The sequence below is a fragment of the Proteus penneri genome, from assembly GCF_003144535.1.
Lineage (GTDB): Bacteria > Pseudomonadota > Gammaproteobacteria > Enterobacterales > Enterobacteriaceae > Proteus > Proteus penneri.
On the sequence record NZ_PHFJ01000009.1, the window covers coordinates 172156 to 197490 of the forward strand.

Here is a 25335-nt window from a genome sequence, read left to right on the forward strand (position 1 = left end):
GCTTATAAATGGAAGCTTAGCTTTTTTAATGAGAGCGAGTTATTTAAAGATATTCGCTGGTTGTATTTTTAATGACTGGGAACTTGGCTATTTTAAACGCAACTGTTGTAGATTACCGTTTAATTGAATATCAGTACGTAATGTTGCGATTTTCCGACTGATAAATGCAGACTCTTTATGAGTAGTAAGTTTGTTTTGCCATTTAGTAGGAACATCATCAATATGTTGATAGAGCGATTCTAGATCTGGATAAGCTTGTAAAAGCTCGGTAGCACTTTTAGGGCCAATACCAGGAACTCCTACAACCTTACTGCTACTGACGCCCGTTAATCCCCAATAATCGGTAAGTTGAGATGGTTCGACACCAAATTCAGATCTAATAAATTCTAAATCTAACCAGCGTCGTTGAAAATAATCGCGTATACGAATAGAGGGAGAAAGTAATTGGCAATAACCTTTATCCGTTGAAATGATCGTGACTCGAAAACCTGCACTTGCCACTTTGGTTGCCAGTGTTGCTGCAACGTCATCTGCTTCATCACCACCTGAGTGCCAGCTTTGTATTCCTAAATTAAGTAACATTGCTTTAATTTCAGGTAATTGTTGTCGCAAGTCATCAGGCATGGGTGTGCGGCCTGCTTTATAATCGGGTAAGAGTTGATGTCGCCAACTACCCTCTCGATCATCTTCATCAAAGACCGCTACAGCATGGGTAGGTTGTGTGTGACCAAGCAGCTGATTGACACTCTGTTCACACACAGTTTGGCAAGAAGAACCTGATGCCGCATGAATGCGGCGGATCAGGTTTAAAGCATCAATAATCAGCAAATGTATCATAATAAATTAGCTGATAATTTCGTAACATGGTTGGTAAGCTGTACCACCCGGAAGTTTCATTCGATGTTGCTCAACAAAGCCGGTTAATAAAATATCCATGCGACGCATAATTTCACGATCACCATGAATTTTATAAGGGCCGTAAGCTTCAATCGCTTTCATACCTACTTCTTTTACGTTACCAGCAACAATACCAGAGAATGCACGACGTAAGTCAGCTGCTAATTTCTCAGGAGATTGATCGGTACTTAAGTTAAGCGATGCCATATTTTCATGTGTTGGCTCAAAAGGATGCTGTAAATCAGCATTGATTTTCATTGACCAATTAAAGCTATAAGCATCACCAGTACTACGACGATTATCTTTGACCAAAGGCATATATTTTTTCATGATACGAGCAACTTCAGGTGCATCATCAATAATAATTTGGTAATGACGTCGAGCTTCGTCGCCTAATGTATTGGCGATAAAGTCATCTAATACATTAAAGTACTCTGCACTCTCTTTAGGGCCAGTTAAAATCAGTGGTAATACTTGGTCTTGATTTTCTGGAGACATCAGAATACCAAGTAAATACAGCAATTCTTCCGCTGTTCCTACACCGCCAGGGAAAATAATAATTCCATGTCCAATTCGCACGAAAGATTCCAGACGCTTTTCAATATCTGGCATAATAATCAGTTCGTTAACTAATGGATTTGGTGGCTCAGCCGCAATGATTGAAGGCTCAGTCATACCAATAAAACGGCTATTTTTATAACGTTGTTGAGCGTGACCAACGGCAGCCCCTTTCATTGGTGCTTCCATCGCACCAGGTCCACAGCCTGTACAGATATTGAGTTCTCGTAACCCTAATTCGTTACCTACTTTTCTACCGTAAAGGTATTCTGTTTCATTGATTGAGTGACCACCCCAGCAAACGATCATGTTAGGATCTTCATCAATATGAAGGGCTCGTGCATTACGTAAAATCGAGAAAATTGTGTTAGTAATGTGAGTACTATTTTCTAAGTTCAGGTGAAGATCACGTTTGGCTGTTGTGATTTGCCCGTGAACAAACAATATGTCACGAAGCACAGCAAATAAGTTAGCTTGTAGTGAGCGAATAATTTTTCCATCAACAAAGGCGTCTTCAGGAGGATTGACTAACTCAAGTTTTACGCCTCGTTCACGGCGCAGTACGTTAATATCAAAATCTTGGTATTTAGATAACAGTTCTTTACTACTATCAGTAAGGCTACCAGAGTTGAGGACAGCAAGAGAACAATTACGAAACAGCTGATAAAGATCACTGCTTGCGGTTCTCTTTAGCATATCAACTTCTAGCTGTGAAAGCAGATCCATGGAACCTAATGGGCTGACATGAGTTATCACGTAGGACTCCTTTTTCTCCTGAAATAACAAACTGAAGTGCAACTGATCTTGGTATAACACAGATCATATTAACATACAGGCATTATTCCTATTATTGTCTGGCTAATCGACTGATTTTTGGAACAAACTCACAATTACTACGCCAAGGATTGATATCTAATCCACCACGTCGCGTATATCTCGCATAAACAGTTAATGTTTCTGGCGTACATAATTGCATGATATCGTGAAAAATTCGTTCAACACACTGTTCATGAAATTCATTGTGTTGCCTAAATGAAACTAAATAGCGTAGCAGTTTTTCACGGTTAATCTTTTTACCCTTATATTGAATAGCGACTGATCCCCAATCTGGTTGATTGGTAATAAGGCAATTGGATTTTAACAGATGGCTGACAAGGGTTTCTTCAACCAGTGTATCGGTTGTCGATTCGTTTAACCATTGGACATCAAACTGATAATTATCAATTTCGATATCTTGTTCATCAATACACTCTCCAGCAAAATCGACAATAGGTTGTGATGTAAAATGCGAAAGTGGATAGATAGTCAAATTAACTTTGCCTTTAGCACAAGTTGTTAAATCGTTAAGTAAGGTTTTTTCGACGATATCCCAACTTTCAAAGCGAGTTTGATTAAAACTATTGAGATATAATTTAAAACTTTTAGATTCAATAAGATTTTCAGTGGTTGCGTCTAATTCAACATGACCAATAGCAACTTGTGGTAAGCCTTTGCTATTAAGCCATGAGAGCTCATACATAGTCCAAATATCACCACCATGAAAAGGTAAATTTTCAGCAGTTAAAGAGAGTGAATCTCGATTTAGGCTACGTGGTACACCTTGCAATAATCCGGCATCATATTGATCGTGATATTGAGTCTCTTTGCCGAGAGATAATGCTTCAAGAGATTTATCACCTTGATATAAAGACATAATTTACATCCTAACTTTAGCTGAAAATAAAAGAAGGTTAATTATACTATTGAAACATCAATAGTATATGAATGCTTTATTTTTGATGCTCTGAATTAGTGTCATAATCAGGTAATATAAAGGGAATTCTTATTTAAATAGATAAAACAGATAATCATGACTGAAAACATCTCCTCTGAATTAAAAGCCTTTACGCAAAAGTATGTTGGTTTGTGGCAAGAAAAATCAGGTTTACCTCCTGCAAGTGAAGATCTTTATGGTGTTCCTTCTATTTGTATATCAAGAACAGGTGATGAGGTTGTTTACTGGTTACCGCAACCTTTTGTAGGAATAGATAAACTAGAAAAAATTGAAAAAGCAATGGGGATTATTATTCGCCCTGAATTGCATGATTACTTTACCACTCAGTATGCTGGTGATATGCAGGTTCGTTTTAGAGATATAGATTTCAGCTTGATCCAAGTGTGGAGCGAAGAAGATTTTATTCGCTTACAAGAAAACATTATTGGTCATTTGGTGACTCAAAAGCGTTTAAAACTTACACCCACATTGTTTATTGGCACTACAGATTCAGAAAATGAAATAATTTCCGTGTGTAATGTTTCCGGTGAAGTCATTCTTGAAACTTTCGGTAAAAAGAAAAGAGAAGTTTTAGCTGAAAATTTATCTCTCTTTTTATCGGAATTAGTCGCTGTATATAATGAGTGATGTAGTCTATAAGCCTTTTTTCTTGTGAGATATATCTTACAAAAAAAGCATGTGTTTTTTATTAAAAAACGTCACTAATAAAAATAAAATTGATTTATTTAAGTAGAGCAATAAGTTATTAACTTATTGTCTTTATTTATAGTTATAGCTCTTTAATTACTTTTATTTTGTGGGTTGTTTAACTAATCAATTATTGGCATTCTACGTCCACCAACTAAGGGACTGTTTGGTGGCCGATAAAATATAGAGTGATCAAGGACACAGGAAATAGGATATTTCCATTAATGTTGATACGGACGTAATCTCAAGGATAGATAAAAACGGTCTTGCTTGGACGCATGTGTTGTACAGACAACTATTTTTCTTGTCTAAAAGGGGTTTCGGCTCCTTTTATTTTTTATTTGTTTTCTGCTATTCCATCCCAATGTTATCCTTATTCGTAAGTTTTATATAAGGAATAAATGATGACACCAGAACAACGCATTTTAGCTAAATTGCTCTTGATTGAAGAAGAGATGAAGAATATTGAGCTATGGCAATTAGAATCTCCGACTGAACAAGCATTTGAAAGTGTTGAGCCTTTCTGTATTGATACAATGAGTGCTCATGAATGGTTACAGTGGGTATTAATTCCAAAATTGTCATCGATGATTGAAAATGAAATGCCATTACCGAATGCATTTGCAATCGCACCTTATTACGAAGAAGCATTTAAAGAAGATAAGAGTCGAGATGTTACTGATTTACTCAATCATTTGCGTGAACTTGACGCAATGTTTAAATCATAAGGCCGACAATGCTAGATATTATTTATCAAGATGAATATCTTGTTGCGGTGAATAAACCTGCGGGCTGGCTTGTTCACCGTAGTTGGTTAGATAGACATGAAACAGTGTTTGTAATGCAGACACTAAGAGATCAAATAGGGCAACATGTTTTCCCCGTGCATCGTCTAGATAGACCTACATCAGGTGTTCTATTGATGGCGCTTTCTTCTGATGTCGCTAGGGCGCTATCTCAATCTTTTGAACAACATAAAACAGAAAAAATTTACCATGCCGTTGTCAGAGGGTATGTTGAAGAAGCGCTAGTGATTGATAGCCCTTTAGTGGAGGAGTTAGATAAAATTGCAGATAAATTTGCAACTCAACCTCCACAAATTCAAGAATGTGTAACACATTGCCAGCCATTAGGAACTGTTGAAAAAGAGGTTGCGATTGGGTGCTATCCTACATCTCGATTTAGTTTATTAGAATTGCGTCCTGAAACAGGTCGTAAGCATCAATTACGTCGCCATATGTCTCATATTCGCCATCCAATTATCGGTGATACCGCTCATGGTGATTTACGTCAAAACCGTGGAGTTGTAAATTATTTTCAATCTCATCGCTTGATGTTACATGCAAGCCATCTAAACTTAATTCATCCAATCACATTGCAACCACTTAACTTAACAGCTAAATGGGATCTGCCTTGGCAACACCTTATTAATCAATTTGGTTGGCGTGGATTAAGACCTGAATTGGAGCAGTATGGTGAAGATTTAGCTCATCATTTTTAATTCCTTTCTTATTTTAAATATTACTTTCAATATGTGACTATCAAGGCTTTTTTACTTAAGTCTTGATGGTTTGCGCAAATTTATAATCTATTTTAACTATTTGTAAAATAGATTATTTTATTAATTGATCTGAGCACATGTTTGAAACGTGACAGCTATCATGTATTCATTAAGCGATTTATTTTATGATGTAAAATAAATAAGGCTTATCATTAGATAAGTTTATGAAATAAAACCCACACTACTTTAAACAAATAAAAACTTACAACATATAAAAACCCACATTCCGGGAGTCTGCTTGATGTTTAAAAACCTATTTGTTGTTTTACAAAAAATCGGAAAGTCCTTGATGTTACCGGTATCTGTGCTGCCTATCGCCGGTATTTTATTAGGGGTTGGTTCCGCTGATCTTTCATGGATCCCTTCTTCTGTTTCTCAAGTTATGGCAGAAGCTGGTGGTTCGGTTTTCTCTAATATGCCACTTATTTTTGCGATTGGTGTTGCGTTAGGTTTTACCAATAATGATGGGGTATCAGCACTAGCCTCTGTTGTGGCTTATGGCATTATGTCAAAAACTATGCTGGTAGTGGCCCCTTGGGTATTAGGTTTATCACCTGATAGTGTTGAAATACAACGTTTAACTGATACGGGGGTACTCGGTGGTATCATTGCGGGTATTATTGCCGCATCAATGTTTAACCGCTTTTATCGTATTAAACTTCCTGAGTATTTAGGTTTCTTTGCAGGTAAACGCTTTGTCCCTATTATTTCTGGTCTGATTGCGATTTTTGTGGGTATTCTTCTATCCTTTATTTGGCCACCTATCGGTACAGCTATCCAACGTTTTTCTGAGTGGGCTGCCTATCAAAACCCAGCAGTTGCTTTCGGTATTTATGGTGTTGTTGAGCGTGCATTGGTGCCGTTTGGTTTGCACCATATCTGGAATGTACCGTTCCAAATGCAAGTGGGTGAATATGTAAATAGTGCAGGACAAGTATTCCATGGCGATATTCCTCGCTATATGGCAGGAGACCCTACTGCGGGTATGTTGTCAGGTGGCTTTTTATTTAAGATGTTTGGTTTGCCTGCAGCAGCTATTGCGATATGGCATTCAGCTCGTCCTGAGAATCGTGTAAAAGTGGGCGGTATCATGATTTCTGCGGCATTAACTGCCTTCTTAACAGGGATCACAGAACCTATCGAATTCTCATTTATGTTCGTCGCACCTATTCTTTATGTTATTCACGCCATTTTAGCTGGCTTAGCATTTGTTATTTGTATTCTGTTAGGTATGCGTGATGGGACGAGTTTCTCTCATGGCTTAATTGACTTTATCGTATTAAGCGGTAACAGCAGTAAGCTGTACCTGTTCCCAATTATTGGCATACTTTATGCGATAACTTATTACTCTATTTTCCGTTTCTTAATCGTGAAACTAAACCTGAAAACTCCAGGTCGCGAAGTTGAAGATAAAAATGCAAAACAAGCTGATAAGAGTGCAATGGGGCAATCTTTAGTCGCTGCGTTTGGTGGCAAAGACAATATCAGTAGCTTAGATGCTTGTATTACTCGTTTACGTATTGGCGTTAAAGAAATTGAAAAAGTCGATCGTGATGAGTTGAAAAGATTAGGTGCTGCTGGTGTTGTGGTTGTTGGCTCGGGTATTCAAGCGATATTTGGCCCTAAATCAGATAATTTAAAAACTGAAATGGATGAATATATAAGGTCTTTGGATTCTGGTGAGTGATAAATAGTAGTATTTAATTAAAAAAACACGCTTAAATTTATTTATTATTAAGCGTGTTTTTTTATATCATAGCGCATATGAATTAAACTCTTTTTTGAAATTATTATCTGCTATTCAGTAGTATTATGCTTGTAATATTATAATTGAATGTGAGTAATAATAATGGAAGTATATTTCAACAAGTTAGCAAATGTTTTACCTGCAAATGATAAAAGAGAGAATGTGATATTTTTACTCTCTGAAAAAATAGCTAATTGTTCAAACTCATTATCTAATGATAGTTTTTTTATTTTAAAAGATGAAATTAATAACGTTTATGTTGATAAGAATTTTCTCACTGAAATAAAAAATGAATTAACTGATGTAATTAATGAGTATATAAAAGATAATCCTCATTATTTAAATAAAATTAATAAAGCTAATAATGAATGCGGTAATGTTTTTTTATATAGGAAAAATATTAATTGTCTTACAGTTAAAAACCTTAGCTCATTAGATACTGCAAAAAAAATTATTGAAGCTATAATTATAGAAACAAACTCTTCTTCTCTGAAAGAAAAACTTTTTAATAAAGATAATAATCCAGCTGTTAATTTATTTTTTGAAAAGAAGCCTTTTCATAAATTCAAGATAAAATCTATTGGTGATTTAATTAAAAAAATAGAAAATAAAACAATAGGGTTAAATCCCGGGTGTGATCTACCTTTTATAATAGGTAAGAAAGAATATATGTTTGTTAAGTTAGGCAATATAGAAGCTGCTAATAATCAAGTTAAATTAGAAAATGAAGACAACGATGATAATAATATTGAAACTAATTTTAATAAATTATTAAATAAAGAAAATATTAAAATTAAATTTACTAAATTTGAAATATTGTTTAATTTTTTTAATGAAAATATTGATAAATTATATGATGTAATAAATATATATTATAAATGTGTAAGTCTTAATAATGCTAATAGTACCTTTAATTTTATTAAGGATGATGGTTCACTTGAAAGTTTTTATAAAATCATTAATGAAAAAGATGATGGAGAATATATAAGAAAATACTTAAACTATTATAATGAATTTAATGAGGCACATAAAGCACTTAATATTTTTCATCAAGATTGTCTTAATTTATTTAAAGAGGGAAATTTAGAAAAAATTGACATTAATAAATTAGTAGAAATGACAAAAAAGGTGGAGTCTAATACAGATTCTATAAGTATTGAGTTGAAATCACTAGAACATTTTTATAATGAGTGTGAAGAGTATGAAAATAAAATAATGGATGCTGCTTCTAGTTTTATAAAAAAAGGAAAAAATCCCTCTTGTTCTTTAATGACATTAATTAAATTAAAAACAGATAAATGCGAAGATTTATTGAAGAGTTTTATTAGAAGAGAAGAAACTGGTTTTTTATCTAGAGTCTATAAATTTTTCTTTCCTAAGAAGCATAATGATTCCATTAAACTGTTAAATAAAAATCTAGATAAAGTGAGGGAAATATTAATTTATATTAATTTATATGATGCTGATTCGAGTCACTCTTTTTTAAAGAATAATATTATTAATATAATAACTACCACATTATCTGAAATAGAAATTCCTAGAACTTTATTAAATTATTTATATGGTGAAAATAAAAAATGGGATAACTTTAAACGTTCTCTATTTAATTAGTTGATAATTTAATTTTCTTGAGAATAAAACTGAATTCTTATATGTTATCTGAGGTTATCGATATTTTTACAATATAAATTGGATAAAGCATTATGGCTAAAATCGGCATTTTTGTAGGTACAGTTTATGGTAATGCATTAGCAGTAGCTGAAGAGGCGCAGCGTATTTTGCTTGAGCATAAACATCAAGCCAATATTTATGAAGAGGGTACACTTGCTGATTGGGAAAAATATTCGACAGTACTTGTGATAACATCGAGTACAGGGCAAGGGGATTTACCTGATACTATTGCTCCGCTATTTCATGAACTACGTGATAATGTTGGATATCAGCCAAATCTAAGTTATGGCTTGATTGCCTTAGGTGATAGTAGTTATGACTCTTTTTGTGGTGCAGGAATGCAATTTGATGAGTTGTTACAAGAGCACCAAGCAAAACGTATCGGCGAAATATTAAAAATAGATGGTATGGATGTCGCAGAGCCAGAAGTATTTGCAATTGATTGGCTTGAAAACTGGGTTAACCTACTAGATTAATTAGAAAATAATCTAATTTTTAATTAGTTGATAAAATAATGAGTTCTATCCTGTATTTAAAACACCGCTTGTTTCTGTTTTATACAGTAACTAAGCGGTGTTTTTCTATAAAACTGACATAAATAACAGCTAAAAGAGTTTGTTATTAACGGCGAGTCAGTTTTTCTAAGTCAGCTTCAATTTCAGCAATTTTATTTGCAACAACATGTTCAAGGTGGCGTAAGTCGTCTAGGATTTTATGTTTTAAATCGACTTCTACTTGATCTTGTTGACAAATTTGATCTAATTCTTCAATAACATAACGTAAGTTAGTATTGATTTCATTGACTTCTTTAAAGCCTTGTCCTGATTGACCATCAGAAATCGTTTTACGTTGGCGTGGATATTTAAACTTTACGCTTTTTGCAAAGAATTCACCTTTATCTTTGCGAAAATAGATTTTTAAAATATCGTTATTAGCTTCTTGGCGTAGAGTATAGCGGTCAATATCTTCAGGATGCGGGATCCCTAAATTTTTTAAATTATCGTACATATATTGGCACCTGATAGAAAGATGAGTGAAAGAATAGCGAACAGAATTAATTCTATCCGCTGTTCTTATATTAGTCGATAGTTCTTAACAATTCATTAATACCAACTTTTCCACGCGTTTTTGCGTCAACTTTTTTCACGATCACGGCACAGTAAAGGCTGTAGCTTCCATCTTTAGAGGGTAAATTGCCCGACACAACAACAGAGCCCGCAGGGACTCGGCCATAATGTACTTCGCCTGTTTCTCGGTCATAAATCTTGGTACTTTGACCAATATAAACCCCCATTGAAATAACGGCACCTTCTTCAACAATAACACCCTCAACAATTTCAGAGCGAGCACCGATAAAGCAGTTATCTTCAATAATGGTTGGGTTTGCTTGTAGTGGTTCTAAAACACCACCAATTCCTACACCACCAGAGAGATGAACATTTTTTCCGATCTGAGCACATGAACCTACGGTTGCCCATGTATCAACCATGCTACCTTCATCAACGTAAGCACCAATATTGACATAAGATGGCATTAAAACAGTGTTACGAGCGATATAAGCCCCTTGTCTAACAGCTGCGGGTGGAACAACACGAAAACCTTCTTTTTCAAAACGTGCTTGGTCATAATCAGCGAATTTCATCGGCACTTTGTCAAAATAACGGCTTTCACTGCCATTAATGACTTGATTATGGTTGATGCGAAAAGAGAGCAGAACGGCTTTTTTTAACCATTGATGAGTCACCCACTGACCGTTAATTTTTTCCGCGACACGCAGTTTCCCGCTGTCTAGCAGTGCAATAACGCTATTAATGGCATCACGAATATGAGGCTCAACGTTGTTTGGAGTGAGATCAGCACGATGTTCGAAGGCGTTATCAATAATAGATTGTAATGCTTGCATTAATAGTATTTCCTATATGTATTGTCGTGGGTTCCTATATTTTATCCTTTGAAACTAGGGCTTTTGTCAACCTTTCTACGACTTCATCCTTCATTTTTTGGTTTAATGCTTTATTTTCGCTATCGGTTAATACGAAGAAATCCTCAACACGTTCGCCTATTGTGGTTATTCTGGCACCATGTAATGAAAGTGAAAGATCAGCAAAAACTTTACCAATAATCGCTAATAATCCTGGGCGATCTCGTGCAAATAGTTCCATATAGGTGCGCTTATTATGGTTAGACGCGATAAAGTTAATTTTAGTCGGAACGTCAAAATGGCGTAATTTGGCAGGTAATGAGCGTGTTTTTGCATTGGCGTTATAAGGAGCGGATACAACTTGGATCAGCGCGTTGCGGATTGCATTATACCGATCAATCGCCAGAGGTTTACCATTAGGCTCTAACACAATAAAGGTATCCATAGCCATATTATCGCGGTTAGTAAAAATTTGAGCGTTATGGATATTTAAATTACGTCTATCTAATTCACCTGCAACAGATGCAAAAAGAGAAGGTCTATCAGCACACCAAATAAATATCTCAGTACCACCATGTTCAGTTTGTTGACTGATTAATACCATGGGATCAGCACTATTATGCTCAATTAACGCAAGTGCATGCCATGCTATTTGTTCTGGTGTATGGCGTAAAAAATAGTCGGCATGACAGCGTCCCCAAATTATTTGTAGTTTATCTTCATCAACCTGTTCCATTCGTAAAATAGTTAGTGCTTGCAAACGATGATTACGAATACGCTCACGTAAATCGGGAATAGAGTGCATACCTTGGCGTAACTGGTTTTCTGTTGATAGAAAAAGTTCACGTAATAGGCTCTGTTTCCAGCTATTCCATAGACTGCTATTGGTTGCACAGATATCAGCAACGGTTAAGCACAAAAGATAACGCAATCGACTTTCATTTTTTACTTCTGATGCAAACTGAAAAATAATGTCAGGATCTTGAATATCACGTCGTTGCGCTGTAACAGACATAAGTAAGTGGTTACAAACAAGCCATTCAACTAAGGCTGATTCTCTCTGATTTAAACCATGTTGTTGAGCAAAATGCGCAACGTCTTGAGCGCCTAATATGGAGTGATCGCCATGGCGACCTTTGGCAATATCATGAAAAAGTGCAGCTAAACGTAGTAATTCAAGTTGAGGAAGTTTGGGATAAATATCAACACAAAGCGGATGTTGTTCGTGGTTTTCATAAGAACCAAAACTTTCAAGTTTTTGTAAAACACGAATAGTGTGTTCATCAACGGTATAGGCATGGAATAAATCAAACTGCATTTGGCCTACAATATTATTCCATTGCGGGAAATAAGCCGCCAGTACACTGTGTTTATGCATTGGAACAAATGCACCAGAAACTGCATGAGGATGGCGCAAGATCTGCATAAAAACTTGGCGTGCTAGTGGGTACTCACACAAAGGCTGAACTAAATGACGACGCGCATAACGCAAATGGCGTAGTGTTGTAGAATAAATTCCCGTGATCTCTTTATGTTCTGCCATACGTAAAAATAGGCGCATAATGGCGATAGGATCATCAAGAAAACAGCTCTCATCGATAACATCAATGAGAGAGCCTCTTAGCTGGAATTCATTATCTAAAGGTCGTGGTTTTACATTAGGTTGCAGAGCAAGAATAGCTTCGTCAAAAAGTTGAAGTAACATATCATTTAACTCGCTGACACGACGAGTTACGCGATAGTAATCCTTCATCATCTTTTCAACCGGCTGATTGCCTTCACCTTCATAATTTAAAAGTTGAGCAACGTTGAGTTGTCTATCAAATAATAGGCGATTGTCATAGCGAGAAAGCACAAGATGGAGAGCAAAACGAATTTTCCATAGTGTGTATTGGCACTCTAATAGCTCTTGTCCTTCTGCTGGCGTTAAAAAGCCAAAGTTGACCATTTCAGAAACTGATGCAGCACCAAAATGGCGATGCGCTACCCAAATTAGAGTGTGAATATCGCGCAGTCCACCAGGGCTACTTTTGATATCTGGTTCTAAGTTATAGCTGGTACTATGAAATCGTTGATGTCTCTGTTTTTGTTCTTCTATTTTAGCTGCAAAAAAATCGGGTGATGGCCAAAATCCTTGGCTGAAAATATGATTAATTAACTGTTGATAAAGTGATTGATTACCACAAACAAGGCGAGCTTCTAGCAAATTTGTCGCTACCGTTAAATCAGAGAGACCTTCTAAAAGACACTCTTCCATTGTTCTAACACTGACACCGATTTCAAGGCGCACATCCCAAAGTAAGGTAATTAATTTACTGATTTTGTCGGCTATTTCTGGTGATAAAGGTGAATCACTTAAAAACAGAAGGTCGATATCAGAAAGGGGGTGTAACTCTTGCCTACCATAACCACCAACAGCAATAATACTAAGGTCAGGATAATCAGATAATTGAGTATAACGCCATAATTGAGTTAAGAGTTGGTCAATGAAATGGCTACGGGCTTGAAGTAATAAAGCTACATCAACATCATGATGAAAAGCATCTGCTAACCAAGACTGAAATTGTTCAATAGATTGCTTAAGTTTAGCGCAATCTAGGATGTTTTTTGTCAGCAAAAAAGGGGAAGGGGGCGGTGTTTGAAATGTATTTTTATTAGTCATTATTCGTCTTCCTCCTTAATATTTGCTTATGACATTAAGACTAATGTTAAAACGATAACCTGACTAGTCATTCTGCTATTTCATAGCAAATAAAATAAAAAAAGCGACACATCTCGAAAAAATATGTCGCTTTTACATTTCTAGCTCAAAAAGAAGCTTATGCGTTGACTAATACCGCCGAAATAAACGGTTCTTCTTCTTTGCGTAATGTCATAATTTCACAACCATCATCAGTAACGACTAATGTATGTTCGTATTGTGCTGACCAACCTCTGTCTTTAGTTTTAACCGTCCAGCCATCTTTCATCGTACGAATACGGTAATCACCTGTGTTTACCATTGGCTCGATGGTAAATGCCATGCCTTTTTGTAACACAACACCGCTATCATCTGCATCGTAGTGTAAAACTTGAGGCTCTTCATGGAATCCTTCACCAATACCGTGACCACAATATTCTCGAACAACAGAATAGTCATGACCTTCAACAAACTTTTGAATTGCTTTGCCAAGTTCACGTAAGCGAATACCTGGTTTAACCATTTTAATAGCAAGGTAGAGGCTTTCTTGGGTGATACGACATAAACGTTCACCTTGGATTGTTGGTTTACCTACGATAAACATTTTTGAGGTGTCGCCATGAAACCCTTCTTTAATGACAGTGACATCAATATTAACGATATCGCCATCTTTAAGGATTTTTTCTTCGCTAGGAATACCGTGGCAAATAACATCGTTAACCGAAATACAGACTGATTTAGGGAAACCATGATAGTTAAGACAAGCAGGAATAGCCTGTTGTGCGTTAACAATATGATCATGACAAATACGGTCTAATTCAGCGGTGTTTACGCCTGGTTTTACGAAAGGTGCGATAATTTCAAGAACTTCTGCCGCAAGACGACCTGCGACGCGCATTTTTTGAATATCTTCTTCTGTCTTGATTACAATAGCCATTTGAGTTCTTCGTCTAGATTAAAAGCCACAATACGAATTAGATAATACATTTTGTTGTATTCATATTTTGTATTGCAGGTTAAATGAATGATGATGAGAAATAATTCTGATTACCATTTATGATATCAGCAGAAAGTAGGTGTGCCAATAAAGAGGATGTGCGCAATCTGTCTGATATCGAGAATAATCACGAACATTACGCCTTCTTAATCTGATTGTCTTTACATATTGCGCTTTTCTATTGGTGTTTTTCTAGCAAATTGATATTAGAGCAATATTCATAGCAATCACTTCAATAATCTCTTTTTCCTCTGTTTAATATCGCCAATTTTATGTCAAATACGCCGTTATCAAACACAAGTAATAGTGGTTTCTTAAGGTTATTTATGGTATAAAGCGCGCCGGAGTTCTGTTATTGCATCACATCCAGAGCAGTAACAGTAAATCTGAACATTCAATTGTGTTAATTACACACACAAATCGGCACATAACGCCGGGGTGCTCTTATGTGAAGGTTTTAGCCTTTACAGCTGATGAGTCGGTCGTATGGGATTTGTGGACGAAATAACCCCAAATTTAAATTTATAGAGGTCTAAAATGGCAACTGTTTCAATGCGCGATATGCTGCAAGCCGGTGTTCACTTCGGTCACCAAACTCGTTACTGGAATCCAAAAATGAAACCATTCATCTTTGGTGCGCGTAACAAAGTTCATATCATTAACTTGGAAAAAACTGTTCCAATGTTCAATGAAGCGTTGGTTGAACTGAACAAAATTGCTTCTCGTAAAGGCAAAATCCTGTTTGTTGGTACTAAGCGCTCTGCCGTTGAAGCTGTTAAAGAAGCAGCAGAAAGCTGTGACCAGTTTTATGTAAACCACCGCTGGTTAGGTGGTATGCTGACTAACTGGAAAACTGTTCGTCAGTCAATCAAACGCCTGAAAGATTTAGAATCACAATCTCAGGACGGTACTTTTGACAAACTGACCAAGAAAGAAGCGTTAATGCGTTCTCGTGAACTTGGTAAGTTAGAAAACAGCCTGGGTGGTATCAAAGACATGGGCGGTTTACCTGACGCTCTGTTTGTTATCGATGCTGAACACGAACACATTGCTATCAAAGAAGCAAACAACCTGGGTATTCCAGTATTTGCTATCGTTGATACTAACTCTGATCCAGATGGTATCGACTTCATTATCCCTGGTAATGACGATGCAATCCGTGCGGTTAAATTATATCTGACCGCTGCAGCTACAGCTGTTCGTGAAGGTCGTTCTCAAGATCTGGCTGTTCAGGCTGAAGAAGGCTTAGTCGAAGCTGAATAATAAGGCATGCTCGTAAGAGCCCTTATTTAACCAGGTATTGCTATATATTGGTTAGGGGGCCTCAATAGGCCCCCTTTACACATCTGCTATGAGAACATCTATGGCTAGCCCATAGAAAAGTCGAGGAAGAAACAAATGTCTGGAATTACCGCTGCATTGGTAAAAGAACTGCGTGAACGTACTGGCGCAGGCATGATGGAATGTAAAAAAGCGCTGGTTGAAGCTAATGGTGATATCGAATTAGCAATCGACAACATGCGTAAATCAGGTCAAGCTAAAGCGGCTAAAAAAGCAGGCCGTGTTGCTGCTGAAGGTATCATCCTTGCAGAAGTTGCTGCTGATGGTAAATTCGGTGCGCTGGTTGAACTGAACTGTGAAACAGACTTCGTTGCTAAAGATGCTGGTTTCATCGCTTTCGGTAAAGAAGTTATGGCTACTGTATTAGCAGACAAAACTGATGATATCGATGCTCTGAAAGCTAAATTCGAAGAAGCACGTACTGCATTAGTTGCTAAAATCGGTGAAAACATCAACATTCGTCGTGTTGCTGTATTAGAAGCTGAAGAGTTAGGTACTTACCTACACGGTGCTCGTATCGGTGTTTTAGTTGCAGCTAAAGGCGCTAACGAAGAACTGATCAAACACATTGCTATGCACGTTGCTGCAAGCAAACCAGAATATGTTCGTCCTGAAGATGTTCCTGCTGATGTTGTTGAACATGAGCACCAAATTCAGATGGATATCGCAATGCAATCAGGTAAACCACGCGAAATCGCAGAAAAAATGGTTATCGGTCGCATGAACAAATTCACCGGTGAGATTTCTCTGACTGGTCAGCATTTCGTAATGGATCCAAGCAAAACTGTGGGTGAACTGCTGAAAGAAAACAATGCTGATGTTGTTAACTTCGTTCGTTTCGAAGTTGGTGAAGGTATTGAGAAAGTTGAAGCTGATTTCGCAGCAGAAGTTGCTGCAATGAGCAAATAATAACGCTTAGCGTTAACAGAGCCGCCTAATGGCGGTTCTGTTTTGTTGTAATCTCCACTGGCTGTTTGCTTTTTTTTGTTAAAAAGAGAAGCTATCTAAAACCTCCAATTAACTAATCTGCTTAGGACAGAACACCATGGCTACCAATGCAAAACCTGTATATCAGCGAATTTTATTAAAGCTGAGTGGCGAAGCCCTGCAAGGCGCAGAAGGTTTCGGTATCGATGCGAGCGTACTTGATCGCATGGCTCAGGAAATCAAAGAACTCGTTGAATTAGGTATACAAGTCGGTGTCGTAATTGGCGGTGGTAACTTGTTCCGTGGCGCGGGTCTTGCTGCGGCAGGTATGAACCGTGTTGTGGGTGACCACATGGGAATGCTCGCGACAGTAATGAATGGTTTAGCAATGCGTGATTCATTGCATCGTGCTTATGTAAATGCACGCCTTATGTCTGCATTTCCACTGAATGGTGTCTGCGATAACTACAGTTGGGCAGAAGCAATTAGCTTATTACGCCACGGTCGAGTCGTTATTTTCTCGGCTGGTACGGGTAACCCATTCTTTACTACCGATTCAGCTGCGTGTTTACGCGGTATTGAAATTGAAGCTGACGTTGTATTAAAAGCAACGAAAGTGGATGGCGTTTATTCTGCTGATCCAACCAAAGATCCTGATGCAGTACTTTATGAAAAACTGACTTATCAGGATGTATTAGAACGTGAATTGAAAGTCATGGATCTTGCTGCATTCACATTAGCCCGAGATCATAATTTACCTATCCGCGTATTCAATATGAATAAACCGGGTGCATTACGTCGGGTTGTAATGGGTGAAAGTGAAGGAACTTTGATTTCTCACGCTTAATACACAGAGACAACGGTATAATTTGGCGTTAACATCTAGAGTACGCCAATTCATTTATGTCGGTATGATTTCATATCGACTGGAAGATAACCAGTTCCCAAGGGTTTATAACGTGATTAATGAAATCAAAAAAGATGCTCAAGAACGCATGGATAAAAGCGTTGAAGCACTAAAAAGCCAGATTAATAAAGTTCGTACTGGTCGTGCGTCTCCTGGCCTTTTAGATGGCATTGTAGTTGAATACTACGGAGCGCCAACTCCATTAAACCAAGTTGCTAACGTCGTTGCAGAAGATGGCCGTACACTGGCGATCACTGTATTCGATCGCACTTTAGCACCAGCTGTTGAAAAAGCGATTATGGCATCAGATTTAGGTTTAAACCCTTCATCTGCTGGAGCCATTATCCGTGTTCCACTGCCTCCATTAACTGAAGAACGTCGTAAAGACTTAATCAAAGTTGTTCGTGGTGATGCAGAGCAAGGTCGCGTTTCTATTCGTAATATCCGTCGTGATGCTAACGATAAAGTAAAAGCATTACTAAAAGATAAAGAGATTAGCGAAGATGATGAACGCCGTTCACAAGATGACATTCAGAAATTAACTGACATGTTCATTAAAAAAATTGATGATGCATTAGCGCTGAAAGAAGCAGAGTTAATGGAATTCTAAATTTTATATCTTTTTTCGATAATGCCGCTTTTTAGCGGCATTATTTTTAATTATTTATTTGAAAATTCGTGCTTAATACCTTCTTTTGTCACATTATTTATTAAAGTTTTTATCTTTAATCCTCATTTACCTTGTCATACTGATATAATTCTCTTTAATTAAAACGTTGTAGACATACTGATTGATTAATAAATGAAACAAATAACTATATTAGGTTCAACAGGATCTATCGGAACTAGTACTCTTTCCGTCATTGAAAATAATCCTGGTGAGTATCAGGTTCTTGCTCTAGTAGCAGGAAAAAATGCAGACAAGATGGCGCAACAGTGCCTTACTTTCCAGCCTAAATACGCTGTGATGTCTGATGAGAACAGTGCAAAACAACTTAAACAGTTACTTTCTAATACATCGTGCAAAACCGAAATTTTATCTGGCTCTCATGCGATCAATGAAATTGCCGCTCTTGATGATGCTGATCAAGTGATGTCTGCGATAACCGGTGTTGCAGGATTAAAACCGACGCTTGCTGCCATTGAAAAAGGCAAAAGAATTCTATTAGCAAATAAAGAATCACTGATAACTAGTGGGCGACTTTTCTTTGATGCGGTTGCTAAATATGGTGCGACAATTTTACCCATTGATAGCGAACATAATGCAATTTATCAAAGCTTACCTAAAACTATTCAAGAAAATCTAGGCCATGCCTCTTTAGCTAACGAAGGTGTGACGAGCATTTTGCTAACGGGTTCTGGCGGGCCATTTCGCTATACACCATTAGAAGAATTGGAAATGATGACACCAGATCAAGCGTGTGCGCATCCAAATTGGTCTATGGGACGTAAAATTTCGGTTGATTCTGCAACGATGATGAATAAAGGGCTTGAGTATATTGAAGCTCGTTATTTCTTTAATGCTTCTGAAGAAGAAATGGAAGTCATTATTCATCCACAATCTGTTATTCATTCAATGGTTCGCTATCGCGATGGTAGTATTATTGCTCAAATTGGTGAACCCGATATGAGAACGCCAATTGCGTACTCAATGGCTTACCCTCATCGAACTCAATCTGGTGCAAAAGCATTAGATTTCTTTGAGATTCAATCTCTAGAGTTTATTCGTCCAGACTACCAGCGTTACCCTTGTTTAGCGCTAGCTATTGAAGCGTCAAAACGTGGGCAAGCGGCAACAACAGTGTTAAATGCAGCTAATGAAGTGGTTGTTGATGCATTTTTACACGAAAAAGTGAAGTTTACTGATATTGCTAAAATTAATCGTAAAGTTGTTGAACATTTCGACCTATCAGAGCCTCAAAGTATTAATGATGTTCTAGAAATTGATAAATTAGCAAGATTAGAAACTCATCAGATAATCACTCAATTGGTATAATGGTGATTATATTTAATATAGGGTGTTTGTTCGTCTTTCTGGCTAATGGTATAGTTGCCGAATCACTAAAGACAATAATGAAAATTAACAGTTCATTACTAAAGCTATTGCTTTAGCAACTTTGAGGCTTTGCCAAAGGCCGTGGGTGTCACGGTTTTTTTTTGTGCATAGGTTATCCGAAGAGGACTGTCTGTATCAGTATCAGATTAGCAAAGGGTTAAATTGAGTGAACTTATCCAGTGACGATTCATCCGCATCAAAACCAAAGCATGTTGCTATCATTATGGATGGCAATGGACGCTGGGCTAAAAAGCAAGGGAAACTCCGAGTAACGGGGCATCGCGCGGGAATTAAAGCAGTTCGGGATGCGGTTAGCTTTTCCGTAAAACACAAAATTGAATCACTAACGTTATATGCATTTAGTAGCGAAAACTGGAATAGACCAGAGCAGGAAGTGAGTTCTCTCATGGAGTTATTTGTTTTTGCTTTAGATAACGAAGTGAAGAGTCTTCATAAACATAATGTTAAATTGACTGTCATTGGTGATATCAGCCGTTTTAGTCGTCGCTTACAAGACCGAATTAAAAGTTCTGTGGCACTCACTGCGAATAATACAGGACTTAATTTAAATATTGCGGCTAATTATGGCGGTCGATGGGATATCACTCAAAGTGTAAAACAATTAGCGACATCCCTCGCAAAAGGGGAAATTAGCCTCGAAGATATTAATGAAAATGCAATATCCTCACATCTTTGCTTGCATAATCAGCCTGATGTCGATCTTGTTATTCGTACAGGTGGTGAGCATCGTATAAGTAATTTTCTTATTTGGCAGATTGCTTATGCTGAGCTTTATTTTACACAGGTTTTATGGCCTGATTTTGATGAACAAGTTTTTCAGAATGCACTAGATGCTTTTGCTAAACGGGAAAGACGTTTCGGTGGTACTACATCAGAAACAGATACTATAAATCTGGGAGGATAACTTGCTTAAGTATCGTGTCATCACCGCATTAATTTTAATCCCTATTGTTATTGCTGCACTATTTCTACTTCCTCCCGTAGGTTTTGGATTGGTCATTATTGCAATATCAGGCTTAGCGGGATGGGAATGGGCACAATTTATTGGCTGGCATTCTCAAGGCAAACGTATTGCAACAGGGATCGGCTTTGCTGCATTGTTACTCGTTATGCAGTTTTCTTTACCTAATTTTGACCACCTACTAGATACTCCAATGATAAAAAATGGTTTGTGGGCAGGTTTAATTTGGTGGGTAGCCGCAATTTTATTAGTTGTAAGTTATCCGAATTCAGCCAATATGTGGAAAAATTCAGTTTTTATTAAGTTATTGTTCGGTATATTGACGATTGTTCCTTTTTATTGTGGCATGATGGCGCTACGTATGTTGGGCTATAACACCGACACTTATACTGGTGCATGGTGGTTATTGTATGTCATGTTATTAGTTTGGGCGGCTGATTCTGGCGCTTATGCTTTCGGACGTTTAATCGGTAAACATAAAATGGCGCCTAAAGTATCACCAGGTAAAACTCTCGAAGGGTTAGTTGGTGGCTTGATTACTGCTGGTGTTGCATCGTGGTTGTTTACTTATTTTTCACCAGTGACTGAAGTACCGGACAACTTGTTATTAATATCTGGCGTTGTTGTTATCGTATCGGTATTTGGCGATCTTGCAGAAAGCATGTTTAAACGTGTTTCTGGTATTAAAGACAGTAGCCAATTGATACCGGGGCATGGCGGTGTACTTGATAGAATTGATAGTTTGACTGCGGCTATCCCAGTCTTTGCAGGATTGGTCTTTCTGATTTCTTCTGGCTTTAAACTATAAAGGTAAGTAATGGGTATCCTGTGGAATCTTGCCGCGTTTATTATCGTTTTAGGTATTTTAATTACGGTACATGAGTTTGGGCATTTTTGGGTAGCTAGGCGCTGTGGTATTTATGTCGAGCGTTTTTCTATTGGTTTTGGAAAAGCAATTTGGCGCAAAATAGATAAACATGGCACTGAATTTGTTATCGCATGGATACCCTTGGGTGGCTATGTAAAGATGTTAGATGAAAGAGTCGCTGAGGTTGCACCTGAGCGCCGTCATCTTGCATTTAATAATAAAACAGTTGGTCAACGTGCTGCGGTTGTTGCCGCAGGACCTATTGCTAACTTTTTGTTAGCGATAGTCGCCTATTGGATTGTTTTTATGATAGGTGTGCCTGCATTAAAACCTATAATTGCAGACATTCGTCCGAATTCTATCGCAGAACAAGCAAAATTAACGCCCGGAATGGAACTAAAATCTGTTGCAGGTATCGAAACGCCTGATCAGAATGCAGTTCGTTTAGCATTAGTTAGTAAAATTGGTGCCAAAGAGGTTTCGTTCATTGTTTCAGATCCAAATTCTCTTTCTGAGAGTGAGAATATACTGAATTTACAACAATGGAATTTTGATCCTGAAAAACAAGATCCTATCTTGTCTCTAGGGATAATGCCTGTTGGCGCACGATTAGACTCAAAGATTATTGACGTTACGAAAGGTTCTGCTGCTGAAAAAGCGGGTTTACAGGCGGGGGATCGTATCGTTAAAGTTGATGGTCAGCCAATTGATGCATGGCATCCATTTACTTATTTTGTTCGACAAAGTCCCAATAAAGTTTTGGCGCTTCTTGTTGAACGTAACGGCTCGTCGTTGATGTTGAATATTACACCGACAGCTGTTGCACTGAAAGATGGCACTGAAGTAGGGCAAGTTGGTGCGCAATTGCAAGTATTACCTCCTGATGAGCAATATTTGATAATGCAGCAATACAACCCATTTTCAGCGCTTTATGAAGCATCTGATAAAACATGGCAGTTGATGGGTTTAACTGTCAAAATGATTGGCAAGTTAGTCGTAGGTGACGTCAAATTAACTAACCTTAGTGGGCCTGTTTCCATCGCGAAAGGCGCGGGAATGTCTGCTGACTCTGGTTTTATTTATTATTTGATGTTTATGGCGCTTATTAGTGTCAATTTGGGGATCATTAACTTGTTTCCCCTGCCTGTCTTAGATGGCGGGCACCTGCTTTTCCTGGTTATCGAGAAGATAAAGGGAGGGCCGGTATCTGAGCGTGTACAAGATTTCTGTTATCGTATTGGTATTATGGTACTGATGCTTTTAATGGGACTTGCACTTTTCAATGATTTCTCTCGCTTATAATTGGTAAGCAGAGACCGGTTAGGAAAACACAAAACAACGATGGCGATGAAAAAGTTGCTTATAGCGTCGCTGCTGCTGGGCAGCGCCACTGCATACGGTTCAGACGGATTCGTAGTTCAGGACATTCAATTTGAAGGTCTTCAACGCGTCGCCGTTGGTGCAGCATTACTGAACATGCCGGTTCGGGTTGGAGACTCGGTCGGTAATGATGATATCAGCCGAACTATCCGTTCATTATTTGCGACAGGAAACTTTGATGATGTTCGTGTCCTGCGTGACGGAAATACTCTGATTGTTCAAGTAAAAGAGCGTCCAACTATTGCCAGCATTACTTTCTCTGGTAACAAAGCAATCAAGGAAGAGATGCTAAAACAGAACCTTGATGCTTCTAACATTCGTATTGGTGAAACACTTGACCGTACAATGCTTGCAAATATCGAGAAAGGACTTGAAGATTTCTATTATAGTGTTGGTAAATATAATGCAACGGTAAAAGTGGTTGTTACACCTCTCCCTCGTAACCGTGTTGACTTAAAACTCGTGTTTGCAGAAGGTGTATCAGCAACTATTCAGCAAATCAACATTGTTGGTAATAAAGCGTTTTCTACCGCTGAGCTCGTTAACCGTTTCCAATTACGTGACGATGTGCCTTGGTGGAACTTAGCGGCTGATGAAAAATATCAGAAACAAAAACTGGCGGGTGACTTAGAAACATTAAGAAGTTTTTATCTCGATCGTGGTTATGCTCGTTTTGATATTGAATCAACTAATGTCAGCTTAACGCCAGACAAAAAAGGGATTTACATTACCATTAACCTGAAAGAAGGTGATAAATACACAGTAGAAAATACTGAAGTCAATGGTAATACGGCAGGCTACACTAAACAAATTGAAGAGCTTATCGAAATTGCACCGGGCTCTCTTTATAATGGCGCGCAAGTGACTAAAACAGAAAATGATATTAAAAATCTGTTAGGTCGTTATGGATATGCTTATCCTCGTGTTATGACAAGCCCTGAAATTAATGATGAAAACAAAACCGTGAAACTACATGTAAACGTAGATGCTGGAAACCGTTTCTATGTTCGCCAAGTACGTTTCGCAGGTAACGATATCACGAAAGACTCTGTTTTACGCCGTGAAATGCGTCAAATGGAAGGTGCATGGTTAGGTAGTGATTTAGTTGAACAAGGTAAAGAACGTTTAAATCGTTTAGGTTATTTCGAATCGGTTGAAACAGAAACGCAACGTATTCCAGGTTCGCCTGATCAAGTTGATATTGTTTATCGTGTAAAAGAACGTAACACTGGTTCGCTTAACTTTGGTGTCGGTTTCGGTACTGAAAGTGGTGTGAGTTTCCAAGTGGGTGTTACCCAAGATAACTGGTTAGGTACAGGTAATGCAGTTGCGATTAATGCGAGTAAAAATGACTACTCAACTTACGCTGAATTGTCTGTTACAGACCCATACTTTACTGTCAATGGTGTGAGTTTGGGTGGTCGAATTTTCTATAACGACTTCCGCGCTAATGATGCTGATTTATCAGGTTATACCAATAAATCTTATGGTGTAGATGGTACATTAGGCTTCCCAATTAATGAATATAACTCAGCCCGTCTAGGTTTAGGCTATACTCACAATGGTCTGTCACGTATGGATCCTCAAGTTGCGATGTGGCGTTATCTTGAAAGTATGGGAGAAAGTCCAGCACTTGATAAACGTGAATCGTTTAACGCGGATGACTATACTGTCAGTCTCGGGTGGACATTTAATAACTTAAACAAAGGTTTCTTCCCAACTTCGGGTGTGAGAAGTAACTTAAGTGGACGTGTGACGGTACCTGGTTCTGACAACAAGTACTACAAAGTGACTTGGGACGGTATGGCGTATTACCCAATCAATGAAAAAGAATCTTGGGTAACTCTGTTTAAAGGCCGTTTAGGCTACGGTGATGGTTTAGGTGGTAAAGAATTACCATTCTATGAAAACTTCTATGCCGGTGGTTCTGGTACCGTTCGTGGTTTCCGTTCAAATAATATCGGCCCTAAAGCCGTTTATTTAAATGAAAAAGGGCATGAAGGAAAACCATATTTATCAAGTGATGCGGTTGGTGGTAACGCTATGGCCGTGGCAAGCTTTGAGCTGATCACACCAACGCCATTTGTAGATGATAAATATTCCTCATCAGTTAGAACTTCTATGTTTGTTGATGCGGGTACAGTATGGGATACCAATTGGAATAGCACGAACTCTAATTGGACCGCAGGTATGCCTGATTTTGGTAAAGCAAGTAATATACGTGTTTCGACCGGTGTTGCATTACAATGGTTATCTCCTTTAGGTCCGTTAGTATTCTCTTATGCTAAACCAATAAAAGATTACGAAGGCGATAAATCAGAGCAATTCCAGTTTAATATTGGTAGAACGTGGTAGCGATGTAAGTAAAGTTGATGCCTGAT

The 25335-nt window shown here is 37.8% G+C and carries 22 protein-coding genes; 15 read left to right on the forward strand and 7 right to left on the reverse strand.

From position 1 onward, the window contains the following. Positions 1-87: 87 nt before the first annotated feature. The 3 genes from xni to queF form a co-directional block, all read right to left on the reverse strand. On the reverse strand, positions 88-837 hold the full coding sequence (xni, locus tag CUB63_RS11915) for a flap endonuclease Xni (protein ID WP_006535925.1): 750 nt from the start codon (positions 835-837) through the stop codon (positions 88-90). A gap of 6 nt (positions 838-843) precedes the next feature. After that, entirely contained in the window at positions 844-2211 is a 1368-nt protein-coding gene (gene ppnN, locus CUB63_RS11920; protein ID WP_072064271.1) for a nucleotide 5'-monophosphate nucleosidase PpnN, read from the reverse strand. Between the two features lie 91 nt (positions 2212-2302). Further along, entirely contained in the window at positions 2303-3148 is an 846-nt protein-coding gene (gene queF / locus CUB63_RS11925) for an NADPH-dependent 7-cyano-7-deazaguanine reductase QueF (RefSeq protein ID WP_006535921.1), read from the reverse strand. A gap of 156 nt (positions 3149-3304) precedes the next feature. On the opposite strand from queF, the gene syd reads away from it, so the two are divergent. The 6 genes from syd to CUB63_RS11955 all read left to right on the forward strand — a co-directional run bounded on the left by syd (position 3305) and on the right by CUB63_RS11955 (position 9371). Further along, on the forward strand, positions 3305-3856 hold the full coding sequence (gene syd, locus CUB63_RS11930) for a SecY-interacting protein (RefSeq protein ID WP_109848113.1): 552 nt from the start codon (positions 3305-3307) through the stop codon (positions 3854-3856). Positions 3857-4320: 464 nt separating this feature from the next. After that, a complete protein-coding gene (locus tag CUB63_RS11935; protein ID WP_109399947.1) occupies positions 4321-4644 on the forward strand; it encodes a YqcC family protein in 324 nt (107 codons plus the stop codon). A gap of 8 nt (positions 4645-4652) precedes the next feature. Beyond that, positions 4653-5417 carry a tRNA pseudouridine(65) synthase TruC gene (gene truC, locus CUB63_RS11940; protein ID WP_109848114.1) on the forward strand — a complete coding sequence of 255 codons (765 nt, stop codon included), beginning with the start codon at positions 4653-4655 and terminating at the stop codon, positions 5415-5417. A gap of 301 nt (positions 5418-5718) precedes the next feature. Continuing rightward, positions 5719-7164, forward strand: a complete 1446-nt coding sequence (ptsG, locus tag CUB63_RS11945) for a PTS glucose transporter subunit IIBC (protein ID WP_109848115.1) — start codon at positions 5719-5721, stop codon at positions 7162-7164. Between the two features lie 162 nt (positions 7165-7326). Further along, positions 7327-8835, forward strand: coding sequence for a hypothetical protein (locus CUB63_RS11950; RefSeq protein ID WP_109848116.1), 1509 nt, complete (start codon positions 7327-7329; stop codon positions 8833-8835). Between the two features lie 92 nt (positions 8836-8927). Beyond that, complete coding sequence (locus CUB63_RS11955) at positions 8928-9371, forward strand: flavodoxin (RefSeq protein ID WP_006535911.1); 444 nt, start codon at positions 8928-8930, stop codon at positions 9369-9371. 145 nt (positions 9372-9516) lie between these two features. Here CUB63_RS11955 and CUB63_RS11960 read toward each other — a convergent pair whose 3' ends face one another. The 4 genes from CUB63_RS11960 to map form a co-directional block, all read right to left on the reverse strand. Continuing rightward, positions 9517-9903, reverse strand: coding sequence for a DUF3461 family protein (locus CUB63_RS11960; protein ID WP_006535910.1), 387 nt, complete (start codon positions 9901-9903; stop codon positions 9517-9519). A 70-nt stretch (positions 9904-9973) separates the two neighbouring features. Then, the gene (gene dapD, locus CUB63_RS11965) at positions 9974-10798 is read right to left on the reverse strand and encodes a 2,3,4,5-tetrahydropyridine-2,6-dicarboxylate N-succinyltransferase (protein WP_006535909.1); all 825 of its coding nucleotides are present in this window, start codon (positions 10796-10798) and stop codon (positions 9974-9976) included. Between the two features lie 34 nt (positions 10799-10832). Further along, positions 10833-13478, reverse strand: a complete 2646-nt coding sequence (gene glnD, locus CUB63_RS11970; protein ID WP_109848117.1) for a bifunctional uridylyltransferase/uridylyl-removing protein GlnD — start codon at positions 13476-13478, stop codon at positions 10833-10835. 157 nt (positions 13479-13635) lie between these two features. Further along, positions 13636-14433, reverse strand: coding sequence for a type I methionyl aminopeptidase (map, locus tag CUB63_RS11975; protein WP_072064262.1), 798 nt, complete (start codon positions 14431-14433; stop codon positions 13636-13638). 597 nt (positions 14434-15030) lie between these two features. Between map and rpsB the strand changes: the two genes are divergently transcribed. From rpsB to bamA, 9 genes are all read left to right on the forward strand, one after another. Then, entirely contained in the window at positions 15031-15756 is a 726-nt protein-coding gene (gene rpsB / locus CUB63_RS11980) for a 30S ribosomal protein S2 (RefSeq protein WP_023582712.1), read from the forward strand. Positions 15757-15891: 135 nt separating this feature from the next. Continuing rightward, positions 15892-16743 carry a translation elongation factor Ts gene (gene tsf / locus CUB63_RS11985; RefSeq protein ID WP_006535903.1) on the forward strand — a complete coding sequence of 284 codons (852 nt, stop codon included), beginning with the start codon at positions 15892-15894 and terminating at the stop codon, positions 16741-16743. 136 nt (positions 16744-16879) lie between these two features. Next, on the forward strand, positions 16880-17608 hold the full coding sequence (pyrH, locus tag CUB63_RS11990; RefSeq protein ID WP_006535902.1) for a UMP kinase: 729 nt from the start codon (positions 16880-16882) through the stop codon (positions 17606-17608). 112 nt (positions 17609-17720) lie between these two features. After that, positions 17721-18278 carry a ribosome recycling factor gene (gene frr / locus CUB63_RS11995; protein WP_109848118.1) on the forward strand — a complete coding sequence of 186 codons (558 nt, stop codon included), beginning with the start codon at positions 17721-17723 and terminating at the stop codon, positions 18276-18278. A 192-nt stretch (positions 18279-18470) separates the two neighbouring features. Further along, positions 18471-19664: a 1-deoxy-D-xylulose-5-phosphate reductoisomerase gene (gene ispC, locus CUB63_RS12000; RefSeq protein WP_109399939.1), complete on the forward strand. Its 1194-nt coding sequence runs from the start codon at positions 18471-18473 to the stop codon at positions 19662-19664. Between the two features lie 283 nt (positions 19665-19947). Next, positions 19948-20649 (forward strand): polyprenyl diphosphate synthase, encoded by a 702-nt coding sequence (uppS, locus tag CUB63_RS12005; protein WP_023582707.1) that lies wholly within the window; start codon positions 19948-19950, stop codon positions 20647-20649. A 1-nt stretch (position 20650) separates the two neighbouring features. Beyond that, complete coding sequence (gene cdsA / locus CUB63_RS12010; protein ID WP_109848119.1) at positions 20651-21514, forward strand: phosphatidate cytidylyltransferase; 864 nt, start codon at positions 20651-20653, stop codon at positions 21512-21514. 9 nt (positions 21515-21523) lie between these two features. Continuing rightward, complete coding sequence (gene rseP / locus CUB63_RS12015; protein ID WP_109848120.1) at positions 21524-22876, forward strand: sigma E protease regulator RseP; 1353 nt, start codon at positions 21524-21526, stop codon at positions 22874-22876. A gap of 39 nt (positions 22877-22915) precedes the next feature. After that, positions 22916-25309, forward strand: coding sequence for an outer membrane protein assembly factor BamA (gene bamA, locus CUB63_RS12020; RefSeq protein WP_109848121.1), 2394 nt, complete (start codon positions 22916-22918; stop codon positions 25307-25309). The last annotated feature ends 26 nt before the right edge of the window (positions 25310-25335 follow it).